Annotated in this window: 17 protein-coding genes and 1 tRNA gene; 9 read left to right on the forward strand and 9 right to left on the reverse strand. The window is 52.1% G+C overall.

Annotated elements, in window-relative coordinates; translation table 11 throughout:
• Positions 1 to 7 precede the first annotated feature (7 nt).
• Positions 8 to 1870: a M48 family metallopeptidase gene (locus tag ACN0YN_RS11200; protein ID WP_417385102.1), complete on the reverse strand. Its 1863-nt coding sequence runs from the start codon at positions 1868 to 1870 to the stop codon at positions 8 to 10.
• Between the two features lie 489 nt (positions 1871 to 2359).
• A complete protein-coding gene (locus tag ACN0YN_RS11205; RefSeq protein ID WP_417385103.1) occupies positions 2360 to 2836 on the reverse strand; it encodes a hypothetical protein in 477 nt (158 codons plus the stop codon).
• An 830-nt stretch (positions 2837 to 3666) separates the two neighbouring features.
• On the opposite strand from ACN0YN_RS11205, the gene ACN0YN_RS11210 reads away from it, so the two are divergent.
• Complete coding sequence (locus ACN0YN_RS11210) at positions 3667 to 4125, forward strand: PH domain-containing protein (RefSeq protein ID WP_417385407.1); 459 nt, start codon at positions 3667 to 3669, stop codon at positions 4123 to 4125.
• A 226-nt stretch (positions 4126 to 4351) separates the two neighbouring features.
• Here the strand turns inward: ACN0YN_RS11210 and ACN0YN_RS11215 are convergent.
• Together ACN0YN_RS11215 and ACN0YN_RS11220 are read right to left on the reverse strand one after the other, a co-directional pair.
• Positions 4352 to 4425 (reverse strand) — tRNA-Met (locus ACN0YN_RS11215).
• Between the two features lie 312 nt (positions 4426 to 4737).
• A complete protein-coding gene (locus tag ACN0YN_RS11220) occupies positions 4738 to 6213 on the reverse strand; it encodes a sulfatase (RefSeq protein WP_417385104.1) in 1476 nt (491 codons plus the stop codon).
• Positions 6214 to 6488: 275 nt separating this feature from the next.
• On the opposite strand from ACN0YN_RS11220, the gene ACN0YN_RS11225 reads away from it, so the two are divergent.
• From ACN0YN_RS11225 to ACN0YN_RS11235, 3 genes are all read left to right on the forward strand, one after another.
• The gene (locus tag ACN0YN_RS11225) at positions 6489 to 7196 is read left to right on the forward strand and encodes a 3-keto-disaccharide hydrolase (protein ID WP_417385105.1); all 708 of its coding nucleotides are present in this window, start codon (positions 6489 to 6491) and stop codon (positions 7194 to 7196) included.
• Between the two features lie 100 nt (positions 7197 to 7296).
• The gene (locus tag ACN0YN_RS11230) at positions 7297 to 8202 is read left to right on the forward strand and encodes a DUF58 domain-containing protein (protein ID WP_417385106.1); all 906 of its coding nucleotides are present in this window, start codon (positions 7297 to 7299) and stop codon (positions 8200 to 8202) included.
• Between the two features lie 12 nt (positions 8203 to 8214).
• Positions 8215 to 8571, forward strand: a complete 357-nt coding sequence (locus ACN0YN_RS11235) for a hypothetical protein (RefSeq protein WP_417385107.1) — start codon at positions 8215 to 8217, stop codon at positions 8569 to 8571.
• A gap of 37 nt (positions 8572 to 8608) precedes the next feature.
• Here ACN0YN_RS11235 and ACN0YN_RS11240 read toward each other — a convergent pair whose 3' ends face one another.
• Entirely contained in the window at positions 8609 to 9730 is a 1122-nt protein-coding gene (locus ACN0YN_RS11240) for a hypothetical protein (RefSeq protein ID WP_417385108.1), read from the reverse strand.
• A gap of 85 nt (positions 9731 to 9815) precedes the next feature.
• The gene (locus ACN0YN_RS11245; RefSeq protein WP_417385109.1) at positions 9816 to 10256 is read right to left on the reverse strand and encodes a hypothetical protein; all 441 of its coding nucleotides are present in this window, start codon (positions 10254 to 10256) and stop codon (positions 9816 to 9818) included.
• A 350-nt stretch (positions 10257 to 10606) separates the two neighbouring features.
• Here ACN0YN_RS11245 and ACN0YN_RS11250 point away from each other — a divergent pair, with 350 nt between their 5' ends.
• Complete coding sequence (locus ACN0YN_RS11250) at positions 10607 to 11851, forward strand: FG-GAP repeat domain-containing protein (RefSeq protein WP_417385110.1); 1245 nt, start codon at positions 10607 to 10609, stop codon at positions 11849 to 11851.
• A gap of 9 nt (positions 11852 to 11860) precedes the next feature.
• Here the strand turns inward: ACN0YN_RS11250 and ACN0YN_RS11255 are convergent, their stop codons facing one another.
• Positions 11861 to 13918, reverse strand: a complete 2058-nt coding sequence (locus ACN0YN_RS11255) for an efflux RND transporter periplasmic adaptor subunit (protein ID WP_417385111.1) — start codon at positions 13916 to 13918, stop codon at positions 11861 to 11863.
• Positions 13919 to 14418: 500 nt separating this feature from the next.
• Between ACN0YN_RS11255 and ACN0YN_RS11260 the strand changes: the two genes are divergently transcribed.
• Together ACN0YN_RS11260 and infC are read left to right on the forward strand one after the other, a co-directional pair.
• Complete coding sequence (locus ACN0YN_RS11260; RefSeq protein WP_417385112.1) at positions 14419 to 16947, forward strand: TolC family protein; 2529 nt, start codon at positions 14419 to 14421, stop codon at positions 16945 to 16947.
• Positions 16948 to 17366: 419 nt separating this feature from the next.
• The gene (gene infC / locus ACN0YN_RS11265) at positions 17367 to 17873 is read left to right on the forward strand and encodes a translation initiation factor IF-3 (protein WP_417385408.1); all 507 of its coding nucleotides are present in this window, start codon (positions 17367 to 17369) and stop codon (positions 17871 to 17873) included.
• A gap of 141 nt (positions 17874 to 18014) precedes the next feature.
• On the opposite strand, the gene ACN0YN_RS11270 is transcribed toward infC, so the two are convergent.
• Entirely contained in the window at positions 18015 to 19007 is a 993-nt protein-coding gene (locus ACN0YN_RS11270) for a Gfo/Idh/MocA family protein (RefSeq protein WP_417385113.1), read from the reverse strand.
• 179 nt (positions 19008 to 19186) lie between these two features.
• Positions 19187 to 20203, reverse strand: coding sequence for a DUF1559 domain-containing protein (locus ACN0YN_RS11275; RefSeq protein WP_417385114.1), 1017 nt, complete (start codon positions 20201 to 20203; stop codon positions 19187 to 19189).
• A 636-nt stretch (positions 20204 to 20839) separates the two neighbouring features.
• Here ACN0YN_RS11275 and ACN0YN_RS11280 point away from each other — a divergent pair.
• Together ACN0YN_RS11280 and ACN0YN_RS11285 are read left to right on the forward strand one after the other, a co-directional pair.
• Complete coding sequence (locus tag ACN0YN_RS11280) at positions 20840 to 21523, forward strand: cytochrome c3 family protein (protein WP_417385115.1); 684 nt, start codon at positions 20840 to 20842, stop codon at positions 21521 to 21523.
• 11 nt (positions 21524 to 21534) lie between these two features.
• On the forward strand, positions 21535 to 24630 hold the full coding sequence (locus tag ACN0YN_RS11285) for a TAT-variant-translocated molybdopterin oxidoreductase (protein ID WP_417385116.1): 3096 nt from the start codon (positions 21535 to 21537) through the stop codon (positions 24628 to 24630).
• The last annotated feature ends 15 nt before the right edge of the window (positions 24631 to 24645 follow it).

Consider the following 24645-nt stretch of genomic DNA (forward strand, 5'->3'; position numbering starts at 1 on the left):
AATGGTTTTACGTTTCCGTATCTGTCAGCTCCTCGACTTCGGTGGTGCCAGCTTGCTTAACGTGTTCCTGATACGCTTTCGCTGCCAGGTAGCGGGAGTAGTAACGCTCGACCGCCTCAATCACTTTCTGCTGGTCTGAATCCATAAACTTCTTGAGGTTAATCTTACTTGGTTTGCCCTCTGCGAGAATGAAATTCAACCTTCCTTTGTCGTCCATATTACACGACTGGATCTCGCTGAATGGTACGGGAGATTCCCAGGGATGGTGCGTGATGCCTGCGTAATCAATCGTCAGCAAGCCCTCCTCTCCCGATATCTGGACTTCGGGAAATGCTTTGACCACGATCGCCAGTTCGGCGTCGGTTTCGGGCAGAAAACGGTAAGGCAGCGATTCCTCGTGATAGGCGCGGAAGCGATCTTCATATTCCTGCCACTGCGCGTTTTCCAGTTCTTCTGCACCTTCGATTTTTTGAAACCACAGACCATCACCTGGGGCAGATAGCATGGCTTGTGAATCAGGTGATTCCAGGGAACAGCCCACGGCCTGCATTCGATCGACCAGTGAGGGGTGCGTATCAAAAGGATGCGAGGTTTGCAGAAGTGAAACGTCCGGGGTCGACAGAAAGCTGCCTGCGTAGTGATCAAACCCCAGCGCGATCTCCTGGGACACATTCGCAGTTTCCAGAACTTCTTCTTTCTCGAAGATATCCTGTTCCACTTTCGCACGATAGCTTGAGTAGGCAATGATTTTCAGGAGCGCACCGGCCATGTCTGCTGGAGAAGTGGCTTCCGTGGCAATACGATCGGCACGGAATTCACGCGATCGGCTCAAGCGCTTCAGCGAGACTTCATACAGTGCGCGGAAGCAGTTCATGAAATAGAAAATCGGCAGAGACACTCCCCCTTCATAAAGCCCGTGCAGATAATGTTCATAGCGAACCAGTAAAGGGGAAATCTTCTGCGAATATAACGTATCATTGCCGCTGAAGTGAGCCATTTCGTGGGCCAGCACGGCATCTGCTTCACTGCCATTCATTTGTTTCAGCAGTGAGAGACTGACAAACAGCGAGCGGCCACTATATTTCTTTTCGCCCACCGTCAGACTCTGCTCAGTAACGAAGAAGTTGTCATCGATACCGGCGATGACCTGGTCGGGCATCTCGGTGTTGACTTTCGCGCAGATGGTGCTGAGTTCCTGCCATAACGCGGGCGAAGAATCCCGCTCGATCACAGTCCCTTCGACAACGGTTTCGTTGTTGAGCTTTATGAAGATCGACTTGATGACAGCCGCGATTGCAGCCAGCGCGAGGATTCCGGCTATGATGATCAGCTTGGGAACATAGATATTGAAAAAGAACGCGGTGACCCAGTAAGACAAAGCAAATAACAGCACTCCCTGGATCAGGACCTGCGCGGCACCAAAAATGCGCAGCACATGCCAACTGACTGACAGGCTCACATACTGGACCCACTGCGATCGGAGCGAAGCCACGACGCAGAGCGCACTCAGCACGAACACAACAATTCCGCCGATAATGGAAAAGAGTGAAAGGCGAATTGCCCAGCGAAATGTCGCATAGTCGAAGGACGCCTGGGAACTCACCATGTCGGCAAAGTCAGGAAGCATAATCAGACGCGAAAGGGGAACGTTGGTGTACAGCGCTTCGGCATCGGCCTTATCTTCTGCGGTGAGACTCGCATCGGCACGTATTTGCCGGAGTATTTCATCACGGGCTTCGCCATCGTAATGCCCCTGAATATGCAGAAAGAAGACAAGAGAAACGACGGGGATCAGAAAGATCAACAGAGCAGGCAGAAAGAAAGTCCTGGCAAAACCGATCTTGGAAAAGTCGTCAGAGGCTTGACTCATCAATCTGCTCCTGCATGGAAGTTGACATCAACAAATGAACCGACATTTCCCGGATGGAATCTGCTACCGTCTCACTTCTGGCAAGTTAACTGAAAGAACTGCCAGGTGGCTTTTCGTTCCAATGACGTGATGGACGTATCGTAAACAACTCCGGCTGGATATTCCAGAAATTTATTTGAAACGGCTCCTGCTACCTGCTCGGTCCTGGAGAATCGACCACTCACTACATCACATCTCACTTAAAGAAGTGTCTCACTGCTTGATGGCAGTTGAATTGAGCAATGCTTTGGTAGATCCAGCTCCATTCTTCCCGGTGTTATTTGGTCCGAGGATGTTATCCAGGAGTTACCGCCAGTACAGAGAGGAACCATAAGACAATGGTTCCAATGGCGCCGCCCATCAAAAACCAGAAAATGCCCCAGGTGTAACGCTCAGTGCCTGCCTGTTTTTGCTGAAGCTCGTAAATGAGCTTACCCTCCATCAGAGAGATTACGATATCTGGAGATCCTCATCATTTTGTTCCTGCATTTTACGTTTGAGGGTCCGTTTTGGTGTCTCGACGACGCCGGTAAGGACAAGAAAAAAAATACAGAATAGCGATACTGAAATAAATGGAATTGGACTGAACGGTGTATTCATCAGCATGAAGAGACAGACAAAGATAGCAATAAACGCCTTAATCGGACTTTTCTTATTTCCTGCTTTTCTGGGCATCGCAGTCAGTTCATCAGGCTTCTGGTCAACTGCTTTTTCAGGGGGAGCCACACTACTGTTGGGAACCTGCATTAGTTTTCCGCAAGCATTGCAGGTTCCTTTTCTGCCTGCTGCCTCATCTGGCACTTTGATTGGATTTCCGCAATGTGGACATTTGAAATTTATCATGCTGCCTATCCTACAATTTAAGACAGCAGTTGTAAACAAATAAACATGGGTAAAACCGTTCAGGAAAACAGGTCTTTTAGTCATTTTAGTGACCCAGCCAGATCGTAGTTTTTCATCTGCTGTTCCTCCAGACCTGACCTCTCAGACTCATCAGAGAAGGGTACCGGACTGTCGATCCGGGAGTTGTTAGAGCCGTTGAGGTAGCAATGTTGCGGCGTCTTCATCTCAAAAAATGAGTCAGCAGCGCAAACAAAAACCCCGATGTGGTGACAATGTCACTACATCGGGGTTTTGAAAGTGGCGGGGACAGGATTCGACCACCCCCTTCTATCCTTAGAGAAAACTAAATTCATGGAGCGGGCAACATAGAATCTTCGCAAGTGGTATCCCAGGGACTGCTGATGAGCGGTTCCAGGCTATCAGCAATATCTGCTCAGGTATTGTCCGACATGATGTCCATTAGAGGGTGATGTTATGTGTAAACACACCATTTTCATGCCTCTGAAAAATTTGATCTGAGTAGAAGTAAATCGGTAAGTATTCTTTGTTTTGCTTGCAATTCAAAACGGTTCAATTTACGCTGAATGTATAATTATGTGCATTGGCCTAATGTCGGAGTGCCTCATGATCAAATTCAGTTGTCCCCACTGTAGCCATCGTATAAAAGCACCGTTAGCTACTGCCGGGATCAGAAGTAAATGCCCCCACTGTAAGGCGAATGTTACTGTGCCGATGCCGGAGCATTTAGAGCCGATCAAGCATGAACCAGAGAGGGAATATCCCAAAGTCGCGGTGCAAGAAAAGCCCAGTGTGCCAGTAGCAGTACCACTGTCAGGGGTAGCTCTCAAAAAAAACAAATCGAAGAAAAGCTGGAGTCGTATGACTGGGGGAGCAAGTACCTTGGTAGACGTGAGATCGAAAAACTCCCAGAGCTTCTTTGGGAAGATGAGGAGTTCGAAACTCTGATTCAGGGAGTTTACAATAATGGGCATGGCATCTTATGCGCAACGAATCGAAGGTTGATTTTCATTGACAAGAAGATATTTTTTGGAATCAAGGTTGAAGATTTCTCGTATGATAAAGTGACGTCTATCAGTTATGAGACAGGGATTCTCTTTGGGAAAATAACCCTCTTCGCAGCTGGGAATAAGGCAGAAATATTACAAACATCCAAGTCTTCAGTTAAAGTGTTTGTAGACCATATACGAACTAAGTTAAGTGACTCAGTCAGACACAATTCCATCTCAGGAAAGCCCGATGAAACCAACGATAGAATTGCAGCCCTGGAGCGACTTTCGAAACTGAAAAGTGATGGAATACTTACAGAAGAAGAGTTCCAGAAAGAAAAACAGTCCATACTAAATCAGCTCTGATCAGCCGCCTTAAACCATCGACTTTGTCATTCCCAGCAGAGTAGGTCACCTCTTTTTATCTTATTAAATTATACCGCTCGAACCAGCCAGAAATACCGGACTGTCAATCTGGAGGTGCAGGAGCCATTGAGTGCTCAGCGTGGCGGTGCCTTTATCCTAAATGAGTCAACAGCGCAAACAAAAACCCCGATGCGGTGACAAAATCACTACATCGGGGTTTTGAAAGTGGCGGGGACAGGATTCGAACCTGCGACCTCGAGGTTATGAGCCTCGCGAGCTACCGGGCTGCTCCACCCCGCGTTATGGGTCCTTGAAAGGACTGATTAAGAGCAGTTTCAGATGCAAATAATGCCTGTTTCAGACACTATTTAGATATTTAAAAGCCCTAAATACAGTAAGTGAATATCGTTACCGTACGGGGGCATTATAGACACGTGCCGCGCTTGCGTCGAGTAACTTTGTCTAAATTCCCATAATTCCGTACGAAGATTGTCGAATCAGCCGTTAATCTTCAGCTAAAACGCATGACCCTGCGCCGGAATGGCTCTCATACTATTATACAAGCCTCAAACCGGGGTGGAGACCCTTTGATCTCCCCGTTTTCTGGTCGGCTTACTCGTATTCCCACTTCAAAATCCAGGGATCTTTGGTTTTTTCCTGCCAGGCTTTCAGTTTCTCCTGCATTTTGGTCAGGGTCTCCTGATGTTCCGGCTCGAATGCCAGATTCTTCGATTCCCAGGGGTCGGCTTTGATATCGTACAACTCGTGCCGGGGTCGATGCAGGTAGGAATACACGGTCCGCTGTCCGTACATCTTGTCACCCCGTTTCAACACGCCCTGCCAGGTGGGTGACCGATATAAATCGGAGGCAAACGGGTAGGGGAGTTCGTGTGCGATATTGAAGATGTATTTGTAATTGCCGCTCAGAATCACACGCATCGGGTAGTACATCGTGATTTCGTGGAACGTGTGTGAAGCGTAGCTTTCATCGAAATCGGGTGCATGTTCTTTCCCCAGGATCTCCAGGAACGAGCGTCCGTGGAACTCGTAAGGAACCGGCTTGCCTTTTCCTTCGACGCGTTTGCCGTTGTTCTCGACCGGTCGCAGTTTGGGAACCTTCTTCGGAGTGACATCGCAGTAATCCAGAATCGTTGGCGTCAGGTCGGCCCAGGTGACCAGGGCGTCAGTGACGATTCCCTGATTCTTCACAGTCGGATCGCGGACGATTAAAGGCAGATTCATACCCGGCTGATACAGGTTGGTCTTCGCGCCCGGGAACGGAGGACCGTTATCGCTGAGGAACATGATGAGGGTGTCTTCCCAGTGGCCGGTCTCTTTGAGTGTGTTGATCAGCGAAACGACGCCCTGGTCGAGACGTGAAATGGCCTGATAGTATTCCGCCAGCTCTTCCTTGACTTCCTGATGATCGGGCAGCCAGGGGGGAACTACGATCTGTTCGGGTTTGTATTTGACCGGAGTCACGCCGGGGTAGTGGTCGGGATCGTCATTGAAGTTGGAGTAACCGTCGGGGCCTCCACCACGATGAGGGTCGCTGCTGCAGTAGTACAGAAAGAAGGGGCGGTCATCGTCGGCAGTGATGAACGCTTTCGCGTTGGCCGCCATCGCTACGGAGTTACGATTTCCCTGAATGCCTTTATTGCTGTATTCCTGAAACTGGTACACGTATTCGGGAGCCACATGATACTTGCCGATCGAACAGGTCCGGTAGCCGGCTTCTCCCAAAATCACAGGGAGTGATCTCACCGTGGCGTAAGTGCTGAAGTGATTGTAACTGTGCGCGTGGCCGTAATGTCCGGTGGCGTGATTATACAGGCCTGTCAGAATCACCGAGCGACTGGCAGAGCAACTGGCGGTCGTGCAGTGAGCGCGGGAGAAGCGGGTTCCCGACTCGGCCAGCATATCGATGCCCGGCGTTTTGATGACTTTGTTTCCGTAGCAGCCTGCCTGAAAACCCTGGTCATCGACGACGATCACAATCACATTTTTCTGCTTTGCGGCAGCGGAGACGGATTCAACGGAGACAAACAGCAGCAGCAGGCTGAAGATTCCAATCAGACATCGATTCATGGTGTGGCTTTCTCACTGGAGGAACAGGCGGGAATCAATTGCAGGAGAGTCGTGAAAATCTCAATTTCATTCTAATCGCCGCAGAAGGCAATCGCAAATCGACATCCGGGAAAGCAGGGGACTTTACGCGAAAGGGACGAAATCAGGGGGGACTGGCTTGAAGTGGGCTGAATTCCTTTCGATAATTAAGAAATTCCTGACGAGTACTGTCCTTCCCGGCGCTGCAATTAACGCTGTGTGCGGGAAGTCTTCCGACCGATATCAGAATGAAAGCAATGACTATGACTACCATGAAACATGTCGCGACGATGCTGGCTGTTTTGCTGGCTGTTTCTGCCCTCAATGTTGCCGCAGCAGAAGAATGCAAACTCAATCAACCTCCCGAAGGCTACAAGGCGCTGTTCAACGGCAAGGACCTGAGTGGCTGGAAAGGACTGGTCGGCAGTCCTAAAACCCGGGCGAAGATGAGCCCTGAAGAGCTGGCTGAAGCACAGAAAAAAGCCGACGATGAAATGAAAGCACACTGGCAAGTCGTCGACGGCGTGCTGGTGTTTGACGGCAAAGGAAAGAGCCTGTGTACCGCTAAAGACTACGGCAACTTCGATATGCTGGTTGACTGGAAGATCAAAAAAGATGGCGACAGCGGCATCTATCTGCGTGGTTCGCCACAGGTTCAGATCTGGGATCCGGCTGTGAAAGCGGCGAACGGCGTCGGTTCAGGCGGGCTCTACAATAACAAGGAAAACCCCGATAAACCGCTGCTGACCGCCGACAATCCCGTGGGCGAATGGAACACGTTCCGCATCAAAATGGTGGGGGACAAAGTCAGCGTCTGGCTGAACGGGAAACTGGTCACCGACAACGTTACGCTGGAAAATTACTGGGAACGCGATAAGCCGATCTACGAAACCGGACAGATCGAATTGCAGAATCACGGCAACACACTTTATTTCCGGAATGTGTTTATCAAAGAACTTGATTAGCGACATTCGTGTGAAGACCGGCTAAAATGAAAGCACAGGGAGTCCGCTCTCTGTGCTTTCTGTTTTTACCTCAACCCTCCTGAATTCGAAATCTCACCGTATGCTTTCCAAAGATGTTCCCCTTGAAGACCCGACGGCGCTGGCCCGCTTTGGCAAACTGGATGTTGTCACGCGGCTGGTGGTGGAAGGTTTCATGATGGGGCAACATAAGAGCCCGTTCAAAGGAGCGAGCGTCGAGTTCGTGGAGCATCGGCAATATTATCCGGGTGACGAAATCCGCCACATCGACTGGCGGGCCTACGGGAAGACCGGCAAGTATTACGTCAAAGAGTTTGAAGAAGAGACCAACCTGCGCTGTTATCTGCTGCTCGACTGTTCGGGAAGCATGGCCTATGCCGGCAAGACGCTGAGTAAGATTGATTATGCGCGTCAGCTTGCCGCGGCGCTCGGTTATCTGTTGTTGAGTCAGCGGGACGCCGTCGGTCTGATTACCTTCGACAGCAAACGCCGCGATTTTATTCAGCCCTCTGCGAATCCGAAAAACTTCGGACAGATGCTGGAGATCCTCGAACAGGCAAAGCCGCGGAATGAAACGGCGATCTCAACCGTGCTGGGGGAAGTGCAGTCGCTCATCAAACGCCGCAGTCTGGTCGTGTTGATATCGGATTGCTTTGACGAGCCCGGGGCGCTGACGACGACCCTGAAACAGTTGCGGCATGATCGCCATGAGGTGCTGTTATTTCAGGTCGTGACGCCGGAAGAAGAAGAGTTCCCGTTCAGCAAGCCGACACAGTTCCGCAGCCTGGAACGTCGCGGCCATCATCAACTGGTCGATCCGCATCAATTGCGGGCCCGCTATCTGGAACAGTACCAGGAATTCTGTGCGACGCTGGCCCGGCAGTGTGGATCAGTGAACGTGGATTACCTGAAATTTCGTACGACGGACGCGTATCATTTAGCCCTTGGTGCCTTTCTGAATCAACGCACACGCCCCGGACGAAAGTAGACGAGCGAACTCATGTCAGGTGAAAAAATTCCGATCAACCGGACTCTGGTAGGCATTATCTCCCTGGTTTGCCTGGGGATTGCCGCCTATCTGTTCTGGCTGGCTCCCCCGGATCAGTTTGCACAGCAGGATGTGGCCACCGGTGCTTTTATGCGCGTGGGGCTGTTGATGCTTGCCTTCTGGTTTGCACTGCCGACAAAAAACCGGGATGCCGCCTGGGCGAATGTGTCTCCCTGGGTTTTCGTGGTGATCATCATGGCGGTCGTGGGAGTGGCGGTCCGGCCTAAGATTGTCGTGCCGCTGCTGATCGTGATGGCCGTGCTGGGTTTTGTGCTCCGACCGCGCAACAAAAGACGCTCGCGGCGTTGACCGGAGCGTGCTTCTGATTGGTTCTGAATGATTTCGATTACTTCGGACTCTGTGCCCGGCTGACAGGCTGTACTTTCAGATCACGCGGTAACTGTCGCGGTACCTGATTTCCGGTCTGCGAGATCACATCGATGGGTTTGGGAGGGACGAAGCGATCTGGGGCTTCTCCGTTCTGAGCAGCCGCTGCGGCTTCCCGCTGTTTGGCATCGATGTAAACCCGGGCGGCGACTTTCAGCAGTTGCGGACGGCGGACCGGCAGCACCCCTTCCAGTTGACCGGCAATCCGTTCCACCCAACCGGGCTGACGTTCCATTGCCAGGGACATCATATGCATGAAGATCGAGACTTCTTTGAAGTTGCGGTCCAGGATCGCATTGCTCACCGGTGCCAGGATCTTGGCTGCCATCTCCACGGTCTGTGAAGGAAAGGAGACGTACATGGAGACCTGATGCGAGACGGCATCGATCTTCTTGTCTTCGCCGGGGAAGTATTCGGTCTGCAGATGCAGCAGCGCTTTGGCTGAGATCGGCTTGGCCAGCAGCGGACTTTTGTAGACTCCTGAGCAGAGCACAATGGTTTCTTTCGGTGTCTGATGAATCACTTCGAGCGTTCCCACCGTGCCATCGCCGGCATCGACTTCATACGAATAAGGGCCGGTCTGCCACATCTGGAATTCAGACAGTTTCATTTCACGCCAGATACTGACAACCACGTCAGGGTGTGCGATGAAAAAGGCATACGCCGAATGATTGACGTCGAGGTGAATTTTCGGCAGCACGCGGAACATGCTGATATCTTTCAGCACGTGTTCGGCATTCGTGCGGTTGGCCTGCGACATCTGATCCAGTGGAATCTGTGACAGGCATTCTTTTCTTGAGGAGCGGGACGAAGAACCTTTTGTCAGTAAGGTAATCAGTTCTTCTTCGTCAGGAATGCGGATTTCCTGATCGACCTGCTGATGTTTCTGTTGGAATTCAGTCAGCTGCCGATCATCGTCTCGTAAAAGATATTGATCGGCAGCCGACTTCGTCAGGGCCGGGCTCTGGCCATCGCGTTCGTTAGATTGTGGCTGTTGTGCAGAAACAGAGGTGACAGGAATCGTTACGCTACTTGTGACAGCGATCACCAGAATCGTCATTTTCTGAATGAATTTTGTCATGCTCATCTTCGTCATGTGAGAACCTGTTTTCTTTCCGCGTTCAACTTGTGTTGTCTGGTTTTATGCCCGTCAGTCTGGGTAGCAGTCAGTTTGGAGGTGCATTCACAGGAGGTGCCAGCGCCGGGCCGGGCTCCTTGAGTTCAGACTCCAGACCCGTTTCATTGGGAAACGGATCAGGGGGCACAAAAATAGAAGGTTCGGGAAGAGGAACCAGGTCATCCACAGCCTCGCCGTCATAAGACTGCTGGCTGCTGTATTCAGTGACTGGAGTATCACTGATATAGTGTTGCATCTGACAGTCATCGCAGCATTTACACCACCAGCGGTTGAAGCGCGACTGACACCAGTCAGGTTTGCCAATACGCGTCAGGTCCCACGTGGGACGATAGAAGCGGTCTGCATAAAGCTGTGTGTCGCTGATGTCGTCGATCAGGTTATAGTAGACATTGCTGGCCCTGAAACACTGGCAGCCCGAGCATACTATAAGCGGCTGGATCATGACTATGCAGACAAATGCTGCGCGCATTCGCAGTTTCCTCCCCCATTTGAATGTGACCTTCCCTGGTCACAATTGAACCCATGATGGCTCGCATCATCGGTTGTACAATCGCCTGTACCTAAGGATGATCGGCTATCGTTGAAGAGAAACTTTATCGATTATTCCGAATGCTCGGGTTATCGGGGTGATGGGAACGAAGAATGTACTTAACCCCTGAAAAACAGGGGTGTACGTGCAAGTGTCTGCAGGAAAAACAGGCGGGGAACGGTTCAGATTTACCGAATATCCCTTGGGATACGAAGGGTTCTTGCGATCCGGGAACCAGACTGTGATACTGGTAAAGAAGCAAACATTCCATCCGGATTCAGGAGGCTCATATGCGGGAAATTACATTTGTGTCGCTTTCAATCCTGGCGGTGTTACTCTCTCCAGTAGGGATCGCAGCGGGAGAGGAAGGTGAGCGAGGGGCTCCCTGGCAGTGTCATATTATAGATGCGTCTTCCCGTGGTGCAGACGGAGTGAAGCTGTTTGACGCTGACGGCGACGGCTTACTCGACATCGCTACCGGCTGGGAAGAAGGGGGCATCACCCGCATCTATCGTAACCCGGGACCAGCGCAGGTAAAACATAACTGGCCGGCAGTGACTCTGGGAAAAACCCCGCAGGTGGAGGATGCTGCCTGGATTGATCTGGAACGACTGAACGTGAGAAGGGCAGTTGTCAGTTGTTGTGAAGGGAAAACGCGTGCCATTTACGTGCACTGGCCTCCGGTCGAGAAGCCGTTCGAAAGTCCGTGGACACAGGAAGTGATACCCGCTTCCCAAAACCGGATGATGTGGATGTTTGCGATTCCCGCGAAAATTGGCCTCGATTCGCGTGGCGGAGAAGAACTGGTGGCCGCCGGCAAAGGTCCGGGGGCAGAGATTGGCTTCTTCCTGCCGACAGCGGACACGCGCGATCTGTCTAAGTATCAATGGATTACCTTGTCTCCCGCCGGTTGGGTGATGTCGCTGTTTGCGGTCGACATGGATGGGGACGGCGATCAGGATCTGCTGACCACCGATCGGAAAGGATCACTGCGTGGCTGCCGCTGGCTGGAGAACCCGGGAGCTCCGACGGTCATTGTCGGTAAACAATGGAAGAATCACTGGGTCGGCGGTCAGGATCGGGAAGTGATGTTCGCCCATCTGGCTGACCTGGATCAGGATGGTCTGCAGGACATTCTTTTTGTCTCGCGCGCCCCGGATGAAGTGCACTGGTATCGCCGCCTCGATAAGAGCGGCCTCAAATGGGATCACAGTGTGATTCCGTTTCCGGAGAATACAGGAGGCGGAAAAGGTGTGGCGGCCGGAGATCTGAACGGGGACGGCCAGTTGGATCTGGTACTCAGCTGCGAACACGCGAATCCACCGAAATCAGGTGTGGTCTGGCTGCGCGGCGTCCGCGAGGGGAATGCGTTTCGCTGGGAGCCACAGGAAATCAGCGGACCCCGGGGCATCAAATACGATCGCATTGAACTGCTCGATCTGGATGCGGATGGCGACCTGGATGTGATCTCCTGCGAAGAGCGGGATCAGAAAAAAGGGCTGGGAGTCTTCTGGTATGAGAATCCGTTGAATTAGCGGCGGTCATTAAAAGAAAAAGAGTTCGCGCTGCACGGTTTCGAACAGTCGTCTGAGCCAGACGTAACCCAGCGAGCGTGTGCCACAGTCGATCTGAGGCAGAACCGAAGCACCGGGACGGAGTCCTTTGATGGTTTCATGATCCAGCCTGACGGTGATCTGCACGACCGGTTTGCCGTCCGCGTCGGGTTCTGCGGTCGCCGCGATTTTTTCAATCGTACCCTGGTAGGTCTGATCGGGATCGGTCAGCAGCAGAAAGGAGACGGGCAACGGTTCTTTGCTCGTTCGCTGTGCTTCCAGGACATGTCCGATTTCGGAATCGGGGACTTCCATTTTCAAGACCCAGGGACCTTTGAGGTCGGCGACGGTCAGCAGTCGTTGTCCGCGCTGGACGGGGCGGGCGAGCAGCTTTTCCTGTAAATCCCAGGTCAGGACTTCTCCATTCAGGGGGCTTTTCAGCGTGAGTGCTTCCTGCTGATTTTTGAGCAATGTGGACTGTTCGTTCAGACTTTTGAGTCGTTCGTTGAGTTCTTCCTGTTCGGCAGTCAGTCGATTGGCCTGCTGCAGGGCGTTGGCATCGGTGGGGTTCAGTTCCAGGCGGGCGGCCTGGATGACGGCCAGCCGTTTCTGGGTTGTCTGGATCTCGCCGCGCACCCGGCTGAATTCCAGTTCCAGATCGGAGTCGCGGAGTGTGATCAGTGTGCTGCCTGTGGTCACATCTTCCCCCTGCCGAACGAGGATCTGATCGACAACGCCGTCGGCGGTTGCAAATACATTCTGCTGATCGACGGGCTGCAGACTTCCCGTCCCTTCAATTTTGAAGTCGGCCGGTGTCAGGATCAGGATCGCGGAAATGACTGCCAGAATCACAGCCGCCGTCAGCAGCTTGCGAACCGTCAGCTGTTTTTTTCGGAGCGGAGAATACGACCAGTGTTTCAGCAGTGGGAAAAAGGGAAAGCTTTCGAACTGCAGCGAATTATATAGAGCGGTTCCGCCATGACGAGAGACGGCCAGCGATCGTTCCAGCATGGTGTGGCTGGAGGGGACTTCGTGGAACTGTTCTATTATAATGGCGCCGACCGTCAGCTGGCTGTCATCGATATTCGTGTTGGCATCGGCAGGATCGTCGCTGGTTTCGTGAATGATATGCGAAAGCGGGAAGATCATCAGCGCCCGCGAACCGGCAAGATCCAGGTACGCATGCAGTGGTTCCGCAATTTGAGGCGGGTATTTTTCTTCTGCTTCCATGATCCAGTAAGGACGTCTGAGTGACTGAATCGCGCTGACCAGGGATTCCAGTCGCTGCACGGTTTCCGAACGGCGTTCGATGCTTTCCACTCCACTGGCGGCGATCAGTTGATATGACTTGCCGGATTTCTGTAGCACGGACAGACGGTCGCAGTCGATCAGGATCCGTCCTTCATTGGCGATGATGAACGCGGTCTGCTCTGCATTCAGATGGAGATGTACGTGTTCGGAGAAACGCTCAAACTGTTCCCACAGAGATTCCAGTTCCCGCAGTTTTACCAACTGGCTGTGCTGGCAGAAGTCCTCTGAGATTTCGCACAGCGCGCTGATGAATCGGACATATCCTTCCTGCGCAGAAGATGCGCGGGGTGGGTGATGCACAATTTCCAGCAGGCCGACCTGCGGAGTCGGGTGCGCTTCGATGGCGACCGGACACAGAATCAGATTTTCGTTCAGAGGATTGAAGCCTCGATGTTGTTCCGACCAGCGTCCGTGTGGTGCGATGGTGGCGGGACGTCGTTCGTGCAATGCTTCCCGCAGCAATTGACGATGCCGTTCGAGATCCTGTTCATCGAGAGTCGTGCCGCCATTCTTTTCCGGATGCAGGCCCTGCTGTTGTTGCGGTTCCAGATTGCCCGCCGCATTCGGTACCCAGAGCACGCCTCCCTGCGCAGAGATACCCCGTACCGCGCGATCCAGGAGTTCCGAGTAAAATTTCTGACTCGAAATATCTGTGCGCGCGAGCTGGGCCAGTCCCAGTACAAGCTCTTCGATCTCCTGCCAGAGGTTCTCAATTGAAGAAGATTCTTCAGTCGTCATTCGTATTACTAAAGTGGAGAGTCAGGGGAAATCGTACTACGATCAATTCCGAACAGTGCCGGTCTGATCCCGAAGTTGTTTTCATGCTGGTGGGCAACACATTTTAATATGGTGTCTCGCGTACCATTGTACCCGGTCCCGATGTCTCTGGAGACGTTACAGCAGAATCGGCTCCAGTCTAGCACAGCGATCCCTGATTCACTCTGCCTCTCTCGATAAAAGCAGTCAGGCTCCCCAAAGTATTTAGTGTACAACTTTAAATCATTGCGCAGTTTCTCTGATTGGTTCCTTTTTCCAGCAGGGAGAGGGGTTTTTGGTGAATGTGAAAGTGGGTTGCGGTGTGAAAATGGGGTGTGCTGGCTGACGTTTCCGGTAATCCGATTATGTCGAATATTCCGAATATGACGAAAATTCTCTTTGGGAGGAGTCGATCCTGTGCCGATGAGTTGAGAGAGAGATTAGCCTTCATACTCAATGGTCCCATAGACCAGGGAAAATCGATGAACTGTTTCATAGCCCGGATGATGCTCGTGTTTGCCGCAGTCATGCTGCTGCTGGGCCCAGGGTGCAGTCGCTTCATGAGTAATTCCTTGCAGGAAGAGTTTGTAGAAAGCGATGAGACTTACCAGCGCGCCCTGACTCAGATTGAGTATCCCAATGTGGAAGATGTGGATGAAGGTGATTTGATCGGCACACAGATGCCTGCAACTCTTGCGACTCCTGGTACTCCTGAGTATTGGGATTTGTCACTTGAGGAAGCAGTTAAAATGGCATTGCAGAGTTCAAAAGTTCTGGGTGATGTAGGCGGTGTGGCGTTGAATACACCTGCCGGCGTTCATACCGAATACGATGCCGCGATTACGGAAGCAGATCCCCGTTATGGTGTTCCTGGTGCGTTAAGTGCCTACGATGCCACGCTGTCTGCCAGTACTTACTTTGAGAAAAATGATAAAGCATTAAACAACGTCTTCTTCGGCGGTGGTACGCGACTGTTACGTCAGGATGCGATGGTCGTGCAGGCACAGTTGACCAAGCGGGCGATGACAGGGACCCAGTTTACTCTGCGTGATTACATCGACTACGATGCGAACAACTCACCCGGTAACCAGTTCCCGCATGCTTATCAGAACAATATCGAAATGGAATTTCGTCACCCGTTGATGCGGGGCGGCGGAATTGATTTCAATCAGATTGCCGGTCCCAGCAATACGCCTGGTGTGATCAATGGTGTGATCATTGCCCGCATCAATACGGATATCAGCCTCGGAGAATTTGAAATCGCCGTGCGTGATATGGTGAGTGATGTCGAGAATGCTTACTGGGACCTGTACTTCGGCTATCGTGATCTGGATGCCAAAATCATGGCCCGTGATTCTGCGCTGGAAACCTGGCGTCGGATTCATGCGTTGTATGTGAATGGTCGTCGCGGTGGTGAAGCCGAAAAAGAAGCCCAGGCCCGCGAGCAGTATTTCCGCTATCAGGCTGAAGTCGAAAACGCATTAAGCGGACGTCTGCTGAATGGAACGCATACAAACAACGGCAGCCAGGGGGGTACTTTTCAAAGTAACCACGGCGTGTATATTGCCGAACGTCGTCTGCGGATGCTGATGGGCATTCCCATTAACGATGGACGTTTAATCCGACCGGCTGACGAACCTTCACTGGCGAAAGTCGAATACAACTGGGAAGAGACACTGGTGGAATCCCTCGAGCGTCGTCCGGAAATCCGTCGACAACGCTGGCAGATCAAAAAGCGTGAACTGGAACTGGAAGCCAACAAGAACTTCCTGAAACCGGAACTGGACCTGATTGGTCGTTATCGCTGGCGTGGGTTCGGTAAAAACTTCCTGGCGGAAGGTTCTGATCCAGGTCCGTACGAAGGTGCTTTGAATACACTGTTCGATGGTAATCTGCAGGAATGGCAGATGGGGATCGAGCTGTCTGTTCCGTTGGGGAAACGACAGGCCCATGCCGCCATGCGACAGGCTGAACTGATGCTGGCCCGGGATCGTGCGATCCTGCATGAACAGGAACGTGCCATCGTTCAAAGTTTAAGTAATTCCATTTCTGACGTGGATCGTGCGTATGCGGTTTTACAGACCACGTATAACCGTCGTCACGCGGCTCATCAGGAAGTGGCCGCCGTTCAGGCCGCATATGAATCGGATAACGCGACAGTGGATCTGCTGCTGGAAGCACAACGTCGTCAGGCAGAAGCGGATGGCAGCTACTATCGGTCTCTGGTGGAATATTCACTGGCAATCAAGAACGTCCAGTTCGAAAAAGGTTCTCTGCTGGCATACAACAATATTTATCTTGCCGAAGGGGGCTGGCCTGAAAAAGCTTACATGGATGCTGCCGAGCGGGATCGTCTGCGGGGCCGCGTCCGGAAAATTGTGGATGCCCCTGAATACACGGGTGCCCTGTCTCGGGGTGACTATCCACAACTGTTGACTCCCGGTGAAGTGCCAACCGAACCGATGCAACCAACTCCGGAATCAGCAGAACCGACTCCAGAACCAGTGACGGACAATTTAGTGCCACCAGCTGTTCCCGGCGTCACGCAGCAGGGATCGGGAGATGCGAAATTCATTCAATCCATCGATTTTGATGAGACTCCCGGAGCAGAAAAAACAATTCAGAATCTGGAAGGAACCAGCCAGGAACCTGATGTCGAGGCGTACTTTGCACCTCGGTCTACCGTTCCCCCGGGTCCGGAATCGGGATTCAATCCTCTGCCAGCACCTGAACCACAGGCAGCCGCCGTAACCCTGCCGGCTCAGAACCAGTTTGAAGCAAATCCGCCTGTGAGTGTCGTGCCTGATACGACACCCACGCTGCGGTCAGCGTTACAGAACCAGACTCTGAAATTCCCGCTGAAGGATCATTCTGGCAGTCAGGATCCCTTCAAAGATTACCGGAATGCAGGGCCACGCTGGGAACCAGTTCCGATTCCCGAGACAAAACAGCGGAATTTGAGGGACTTTTCAGGTGAAGTGAAACGATTTCCATTGAAAGAGACGAACTGACCTGGATTCAGGTTGGGGGTCACATTTCAGGGGCATCGGGGCGGACTTCCGACGATCGAAAGCCGTGATGGGGCATCGTGATCCACACTAACTGTCCAGCAAACTGCGGCATATTTTCGGGGTTCTGACGCGACCTGTTTACGCTGGTAAACCGGGAAATCTGCCCGAATCATGTGATTTTCGCTAAAAATAGTGTATCGGTGTAACTTGCCCCTTTCCCGGTATTGATATAACTTAAGGTGGAACAGTATATTTAAGACGGTTTTCGATATTGATACGAGCTGGTGGTCAAAGCATCTCATTTGAGATGTTCTTTTTTTCCTATCAGCTATAATTAAAGACGTGTACCCCGAGTTCAGGTCACCAGACCCTCGCGGTACGGAACCCGGTTTTTTTTCATTACCAAGGAGAAACAAGCAATCGAAACAACGCAGAGACTTAATGACCAGATCCGGATCAGTCCGGTACGGGTCATTGATCAAGACGGGGAGCAGTTAGGGGTGATTCCTACCGCTGAAGCTTTACGGTTAGCAATGGAGGCCAACCTGGATCTGGTTGAAGTTGCCTCGGATGCCAAACCCCCGGTCTGTCGGATTATGGATTATGGTAAGCTGAAGTACGAGCGTAAAAAGAAGACCAGCAAAAATACCAAACAGCACCAGGTGCAGCTGAAAGAAATTCGGATGCGTCCGAAAATCGGGAAGCACGATATTGAGTTCAAACTGAAAAGTGCCCGCAAATTTCTGGAACAGAAAGATAAGGTCAAATTCAATATCATGTTTCGGGGACGCGAAAACGCGCACCATGAACTTGGTCGAACCATCCTGGGAGAGATCCAGGAACAGCTTTCTGAAATCGCCAAAGTAGAGCAGGCCGCAACCATGGCCAGCGGACGAAACATGATCATGGTGCTTGCACCCCGCTGATCTTTGCCCGGGAAACGATCTTTCGTTATCCAGGATGCAAGCCGGACCGCAGGCTACACAGCGATCAGGAATAATCTGTGATTTTGTAAATGAAGCAACAGCCTCAAAGGCTCTTTCTGCGCGCTGTTGCTCCTCTCTTTCTTATGGCGTTACCCAGGCCCCGCTCGCGTTGCTTTCCAGTACGGCTTCGATCACTTTCATATTCGCGACCGCATCTTTCAGTGGTGTGGGCACAGGTGTTGAGTTGAGGATGGCCTGTGAAAACAGATCGCCCTGGATCGTGTACTGGCTGCAGATTTCCAGTTCGATTTCTTTAATCTCTGCTCCGGACTGATGCCAGATTTTACAGGGGCGGTCGATGGGGGCGTTGAACGGGATCTCAATTTCGATCCGCCCTTTCGTGCCATGAATGTGAACCCGTTGATACGGGTTGAGCTGTGTCGAGCAGGTGAACGTGGCGGTTCCTCTGCCGAAATCCAATGTCGCTGAAGCCAGACGGTCGGTACCCAGCTGATCGTCGAATTCCACGATGCCGGAAACCCGCTCTGGCTCTGCGTCAAAGATAAAACGCGAGAGTGAAATCGGGTAGCAGCCAATATCCATCAGACCGCCTCCGCCGATGTCGCGCTGATTACGGATGTTGCCGGGGTCGTCGTTGAAGTAGGAGAAGAAGGACTGGATCGTGCGCAGTTCGCCGATGGCACCTTCCTGTACCAGTTTTTTCGTCAGTTGCCACTGCGGATGATGGCGGTACATGAAGGCTTCCATCACTTTGATTTTGGGATGAGCTGTCGCGCAGTCGAGCAGCTGCAGTCCTTCCGCAGAAGTGAGCCCGATCGGTTTTTCGCACAACACGTGTTTGCCGGCTTCGATGGCTTTGATGGACCAGGGGACATGCAGGTGGTTGGGCAGCGGGTTATAGATGGCATCGATGTCCGGATCTGCCAGCAGTTCTTCATACGAACCGTAGGCACGCGGGATTCCCAGTTGGCTGGCGACGGTTTCAGCCTGTTCCTGATTCCGGGAAGCCAGCGCGACGATCTCGCAGAACGAGCCTTTCTGCATGGCGGGAATGACCTGGACGGTTCCGATTTTTGCGGTACTCAGTATGCCCCAGCGAACGCGCTTACTCATGATATGCCTGTGCTTTGAAATCAGATGAAAAGAAGAGGTGGACTCAGACGAATCTTTATGATGCAGTAACCCGTTGCATCTGTAAAGTGTCTGTCATTTCATCCGGAGTTCACACAGCTCAAGACGTCTGCCTTGTTACGGGTAGACGCCTTGAGCTGCAGTTGGTGGCGCGATCCATTTTACAGTGACTGCGGGGTCAGTTCGTTCATGGAACCCATCGATCTCCAGGTAGAGAGGTAGATGTATTCGCTGACGAAACGAATTGAACCATCGGCCATTCCCATATGCAGTCCTCCCTGATGCGGGCTGCCGAATGAATAATTGCAGTCCCGCCACTCGTCTGGTCCAAATGAAATGACACAGTCTTCAATGGATTTAAAGGGAGGCATGAAAGTGGATCGAAGCGAATGGTGCATGCCTTCTGTCCAGAATGCGTGCCGGCGGGCCACCACATCCTGGTTATCGATGGCGGTGACAGTTCCTGAATAGTCGGTAAGCGTGTCGTTGAGTTCGGCTTCACCAATAATAAAAGTATTTGTGAGACCATCCTCGATGTCGAGGAAACGGTTTCCGCTGTTAGGCGTCATGATTCCCCGATCACTGGAACGGGGAGGGCCGGAATAAATGGCCCAGAAGTTACCATTCGCAGCATTGAATTTATTGCCCGAACTGAAAGCGTAGCTGCTGGTGTAGGACGAACCGGAGTCTGAGGAGTCCAGGTGTCCGTCACGCGGGTTCAGCTTCAGGTTCAGGATCTCGCGATCTGCTGAAGGGCATTGATACACGGGCAGCCTGGTCTGATTCAGGAAGGCCAGCTGGTCTACCTGCTTCTGACCTCCCCGTTGATCGGGGCTGCCTCCTGTACCGATGTTGAAGTTGTAAAGGTTATACAGCGCACTCTGGTTGAGAAACGGGAGCAGCATTACAAATCCAGTGGCGCGATTTTCCAGGCCGGAAACTGTTAAACCCGGATTGGTTCTGGTGTAGTAGCCTGCGGGAAACATACCGTGAGTGTCGTGATAGTTGTGCAGTGCCACGACGATCTGCTTGAGCTGGTCTTTGCATGTGGAACGGCGCGCAGATTCGCGCGCCTGTTGCACAGCTGGCAGCAGCAGTGCAATGAGAACGGTGATCATCGCAATGATCACCAGTAATTCGACCAGGGTAAACCCGGTCCTTCTGTGCATAGGGGACATAATTGCTCTCCGTGGATGATAAAAAATGAAAAATCAAAATCAGAGAAGAAGCAGTGATACAGAAAAAATGAAGCATGAGTGCCTGCTTTGATAAGACTGAGATGAATTGATGTGTGAATCCTGAGATCCACTTTGAATGTTTGAAATAAGGCCCGGAAATGAATTGAAGGAAGAAGCACGGTTCGATTTTATATGAAAATATCCTGATGTACAACATTTTTACTGTATGTTGAAAATCACTCCAATTTGTATAGATCAGATGTATTTGAAATCTTGGAGGAACCAGAAAAATACGGGAGGAGTATTCCTGTAATTCAGGATGGTGTTATCCACTTTAGGGTGTCGAGTCAGAAGAAGCGTTCAGGGTGTTTCAATTCACGGCATTATCTGCTTTCCTCATAAATGAGAATTTCCATTCTGAGGCCTCCCGACTCCAAGAAACTTGTTATTGCGCGCGGGGGAATGGATTGCTTACTTTTCTGCATACATCTATTCTTGCAGTTTAGATGGGGGTTCTTCTCTACGTCATCAAGTGAAAATTCCGCTCTGACCATCGGATGACACATCAGTCAATCAAGGCAGATTCTGTCTGTTGAAGTGTTTTTTCCTCGAAAGGTCTTATCAGGTAAAGCAAAAATGGATCGTTTTCTGTTTCCAAAATGGGCGAATACCGTTGTTCCGGTGCTGGGTGCACTGGGAGCGATTGGCGCCTTGTATGTAGTTGGTATGGTTGCCTTTGGGGCCAGTCCTGATACTACGGATGTCGGCTATCAGCCCGAGCAGCCACTCCCCTTCAGTCATAAATTGCACGCAGGCAAGCTGAAGCTGGATTGTCGCTACTGCCACAATACTGTTGAAGTGGCCGGGCATGCTGCGATTCCTCCTACCAAGACCTGTCTGAACTGTCACAGTGGTGCTGATGCCAACGGGATTGTGAATACGGTTTCGATTCACTCGACCAGTTCCAAGCTGGCCCCTATTCGTGAAAGTCAGGCGACGGGAAAATCGATGCAGTGGCGTCGTGTGCACGACCTGCCTGACTACGTTTACTTCAATCATAGTGCACACGTCCGTCGTGGCGTGAGCTGTGTTTCCTGTCATGGTCGCGTCGACAAAATGGATGTAGTGACTCAGGTTAAGCCTTTGAGCATGGGTTGGTGTCTGGAATGTCACCGGCATCCGGAACCTAATCTTCGTCCGCCCGAGTTTGTGACGAAGCTTGACTGGAAGCCCGAGGGGGATCCGCAGGAAGTGGGCGAGCAGGTTCGTAAGGAACTGAATTTGAATCCTTCATCTAATTGTTCTACATGTCACCGCTAAGGGGTTCGGTTGTGGATAAAAAGTATTGGCGAAGTCTGGGTGAGTTGCATTCCACGCCGGAGTTTGAAGAAGTTTTACATCGTGAGTTTCCAGTAGCAGCTTCCGAGTACCCGGAAGGGGTTTCGCGGCGTCGCTGGATGCAGATTATGGGTGCCTCTGTTGCCCTGGCTGGAGCAACAGGCTGTCGCTGGGAAGATGAGAAGATTTCTCCCAGTGTGTCACGTCCCGAGGGATTGATCCCCGGCGTGCCTCAGAAGTTTGCCACCTTTATGGAACTGGGTGGTCAGGCCGAAAGTTTGCTGGTGACCTGCTACGACGGTCGGCCGATCAAGGTCGAAGGTAATCCCGACTCTCCTCAGAGCCAGGGTGCTTCCTCCGTCTTTGCACAGTCCGAAACCCTTTCACTGTACGATCCCGATCGTGCGGTTGGTGTGGTTGAATACAAAGGGGGTTCCCGTTTCGGCCGCGACTGGGGCACATTTTTTGAATATTCCGATACCGTGCTGGGTCAGGCGCGTAAGGACGATGGGGCGAAGTTGCGTGTGCTGGCTGATGTCAGCTCTTCCGCTGCCCGTAAGGCTTTGCAGGAAAAATTTGCAGAGCTGTATCCCAAGTCCAAGTGGTATGATTACACGGCCTGCTCACGCGACAATGTCTACGCGGGTGCAAAGCTGGCGTTCGGAGAAGCGGTTCGTCCGCAGTTCGATCTGACCAAGGCTAATATCATTGTCTGCCTGGATGAAGATCTGCTGTCCGAGCATCCTGCTTCGTTGAAGCATACGCGTGACTGGGCAAGCCGTCGCGATCCTGCAGCCGGTCCGATGAATCGTCTGTATGTCGTAGAAAGCCGCTTTACCACAACCGGGATTTCAGCCGATCACCGTCTGCCGACCCGTTCGGTAGATATGGGTTCCTTCCTGGCCAAGCTGGAAGCACAGGTGCAGGCCGGTCTGTCAGGCAAAAAGGCTGCTGCTGCCGGCGACGAATATGCTGATAAAGTTCTGGCGGCGATGGCAGAAGATCTGGTGGCAAATCAGGGTTCCAGCCTGATCGCCATCGGTGCCAGCCAGCCCGCGGAACTGCAGGCACGTGTTCATAAGCTGAATGAACAACTGGGTAACGTCGGCGAAGCCGTCAAGTACACCAAAGAGCCGCTGGCACGCGATCTGACGGCTGTGGAAGCACTACGAACCCTCACCGACGAAATGCAGTCTGGTGCCGTCGAAACCCTGGTCATTCTCGGCGGGAATCCTGCTTACAATGCTCCCGGCGATATCGATTTTGTCACCGCTCTGTCCAAGGTGCCGAATTCGTTTCACCTGGGTGAGTACGAAGACGAAACGTCGCTGCTGTGTAAATGGCATCTGCCCAAAACACATCCCTTCGAGCAGTGGGGCGATTCCCGCTCTTATGATGGAACCCTCTGTGTTGGTCAGCCTCTGATTGAGCCTTTGCACGACGGTAAATCAGAAGTTGAACTGCTGGCGATTCTGTGTGGCGACAAGCATCCTGACGCTTTGGATCTGATCAAAGAAGCGGTCAAAGGTTCTCTGGATTCGATGGCAGTCAACGCTTCCTGGCGACGCGTTGTGCACGATGGTCTGCTTAAGGGAAGTTCGCTGGAAGCGGTTTCTCCCAAGGTCAAAGAATTGCCTGCTGCCAAAGTGGTTGAAGCGGGGGAAGAAGATCTGGAACTGGTATTTTATGCTAGCCCTCAGCTGTACGATGGTCGCTTCGCCAACAGTGGCTGGCTGCAGGAAACACCGGACAGTCTCACCAAGATCACCTGGGACAACGCTGCGATTCTGGCTCCGAAGACCGCCGATGATCTGGGCGTTGAATTCGGTTCCGTCGTCAAGCTGATCCTGGATGGCAAGTCGATTGAACTACCCGTGTATGTCCTGCCTGGTCAGGCTCCGAATTCGGTAGCTGTCGCTTTGGGTTACGGACGCACCGCCGCCGGTCTGGTCGGGGGTGATGTCGCCCGCGATGTGAAGCCGGTTGGTGAAAATATTGCGGCTCTGCAGGCCAAAGGGGCCATCGACTTCAAGGCTGGTCTGAAAATCGAAAAGACCGGTAAGACTTACGAGCTGGCAGTTACTCAGGATCATCACGCGATCGACGCTGTCGGCCAGGGTGAAATTCAGGGTCGTGTCGGCCAACTGGTGCGAGAAGGCGATCTCTCTGAGTACGAAGAAAATCCTGATTTTGCGGAAGAGCGGGTCCACCATCCGGATCTGGTTTCGCTGTGGGACAAAAATAAAGAGGGAAAACCAGTCTACCAGGAACTGTCCTATGAAGGTCAGGCCTGGGGGATGTCGATCGACCTCACCAAGTGTATTGGCTGTAATGCGTGTTCTGTAGCCTGTCAGGCGGAAAACAATGTTCCCGTCGTTGGTCGCGAGCAGGTCATCAACAGCCGTGAAATGCACTGGCTGCGAATTGACCGTTACTTCACCGGCGATGATGTGAATAACCCCGGGGTCTCCATTCAGCCGATGTTGTGTCAGCAGTGCGAACTGGCTCCCTGTGAACAGGTTTGCCCGGTCGCCGCGACAGTACACACCGACGAAGGATTGAACGACATGGTTTACAACCGCTGTGTCGGAACCCGTTACTGTGCCAACAACTGTCCTTACAAAGTACGTCGTTTCAACTACTTCAACTTCAATAAGATTTACGAAGAGCCGCGCGGCAAGCTGCAGGCACTGGTATTGAATCCGGAAGTGACCGTCCGTCATCGTGGGGTCATGGAAAAATGTACTTACTGCGTTCAGCGAATCAAGTCGGTTCAGATCGTTGCTAAAAACGAACAGCGTCCGATTGAAGATGGTGAAATCGTCACCGCCTGTCAGCAGGCCTGTTCCGCTAACGCGATTGAATTTGGTGACCTGGCTAACGAGACCACCCGCGTTGCCAAGGCACACGCCAATCCACGTAGTTATGCAGCATTGTCTGAACTGAATATTAAACCCAGAACGTCTTACCTGGCCCGGATATTGAATCCGCATCCTTCCCTGGCAAAACCAAAATCGTCAGGGCACGGACACGGTCATGGAGAAGAACATGCTGAAGCGGATCATGCCAAGAAGGCTGAGAAGCACTGAGGGTGTGTTCTGCTG

Origin of the sequence: Gimesia sp. (assembly GCF_048260065.1) — a bacterium.
Classification (GTDB): Bacteria; Planctomycetota; Planctomycetia; order Planctomycetales; family Planctomycetaceae; genus Gimesia.

What these genes read in the sequence shown, in the direction of transcription:
- ACN0YN_RS11200 (WP_417385102.1), bottom strand. Translation starts at nt 1,870, where the DNA reads ATGAGTCAAGCCTCTGACGACTTTTCCAAGATCGGTTTTGCCAGGACT.
- ACN0YN_RS11205 (WP_417385103.1), bottom strand. Translation starts at nt 2,836, where the DNA reads ATGACTAAAAGACCTGTTTTCCTGAACGGTTTTACCCATGTTTATTTG.
- ACN0YN_RS11220 (WP_417385104.1), bottom strand. Translation starts at nt 6,213, where the DNA reads ATGAATCGATGTCTGATTGGAATCTTCAGCCTGCTGCTGCTGTTTGTC.
- ACN0YN_RS11225 (WP_417385105.1), top strand. Translation starts at nt 6,489, where the DNA reads ATGACTATGACTACCATGAAACATGTCGCGACGATGCTGGCTGTTTTG.
- ACN0YN_RS11230 (WP_417385106.1), top strand. Translation starts at nt 7,297, where the DNA reads ATGCTTTCCAAAGATGTTCCCCTTGAAGACCCGACGGCGCTGGCCCGC.
- ACN0YN_RS11235 (WP_417385107.1), top strand. Translation starts at nt 8,215, where the DNA reads ATGTCAGGTGAAAAAATTCCGATCAACCGGACTCTGGTAGGCATTATC.
- ACN0YN_RS11240 (WP_417385108.1), bottom strand. Translation starts at nt 9,730, where the DNA reads ATGACAAAATTCATTCAGAAAATGACGATTCTGGTGATCGCTGTCACA.
- ACN0YN_RS11245 (WP_417385109.1), bottom strand. Translation starts at nt 10,256, where the DNA reads ATGCGCGCAGCATTTGTCTGCATAGTCATGATCCAGCCGCTTATAGTA.
- ACN0YN_RS11250 (WP_417385110.1), top strand. Translation starts at nt 10,607, where the DNA reads ATGCGGGAAATTACATTTGTGTCGCTTTCAATCCTGGCGGTGTTACTC.
- ACN0YN_RS11255 (WP_417385111.1), bottom strand. Translation starts at nt 13,918, where the DNA reads ATGACGACTGAAGAATCTTCTTCAATTGAGAACCTCTGGCAGGAGATC.
- ACN0YN_RS11260 (WP_417385112.1), top strand. Translation starts at nt 14,419, where the DNA reads ATGAACTGTTTCATAGCCCGGATGATGCTCGTGTTTGCCGCAGTCATG.
- ACN0YN_RS11270 (WP_417385113.1), bottom strand. Translation starts at nt 19,007, where the DNA reads ATGAGTAAGCGCGTTCGCTGGGGCATACTGAGTACCGCAAAAATCGGA.
- ACN0YN_RS11275 (WP_417385114.1), bottom strand. Translation starts at nt 20,203, where the DNA reads ATGTCCCCTATGCACAGAAGGACCGGGTTTACCCTGGTCGAATTACTG.
- ACN0YN_RS11280 (WP_417385115.1), top strand. Translation starts at nt 20,840, where the DNA reads ATGGATCGTTTTCTGTTTCCAAAATGGGCGAATACCGTTGTTCCGGTG.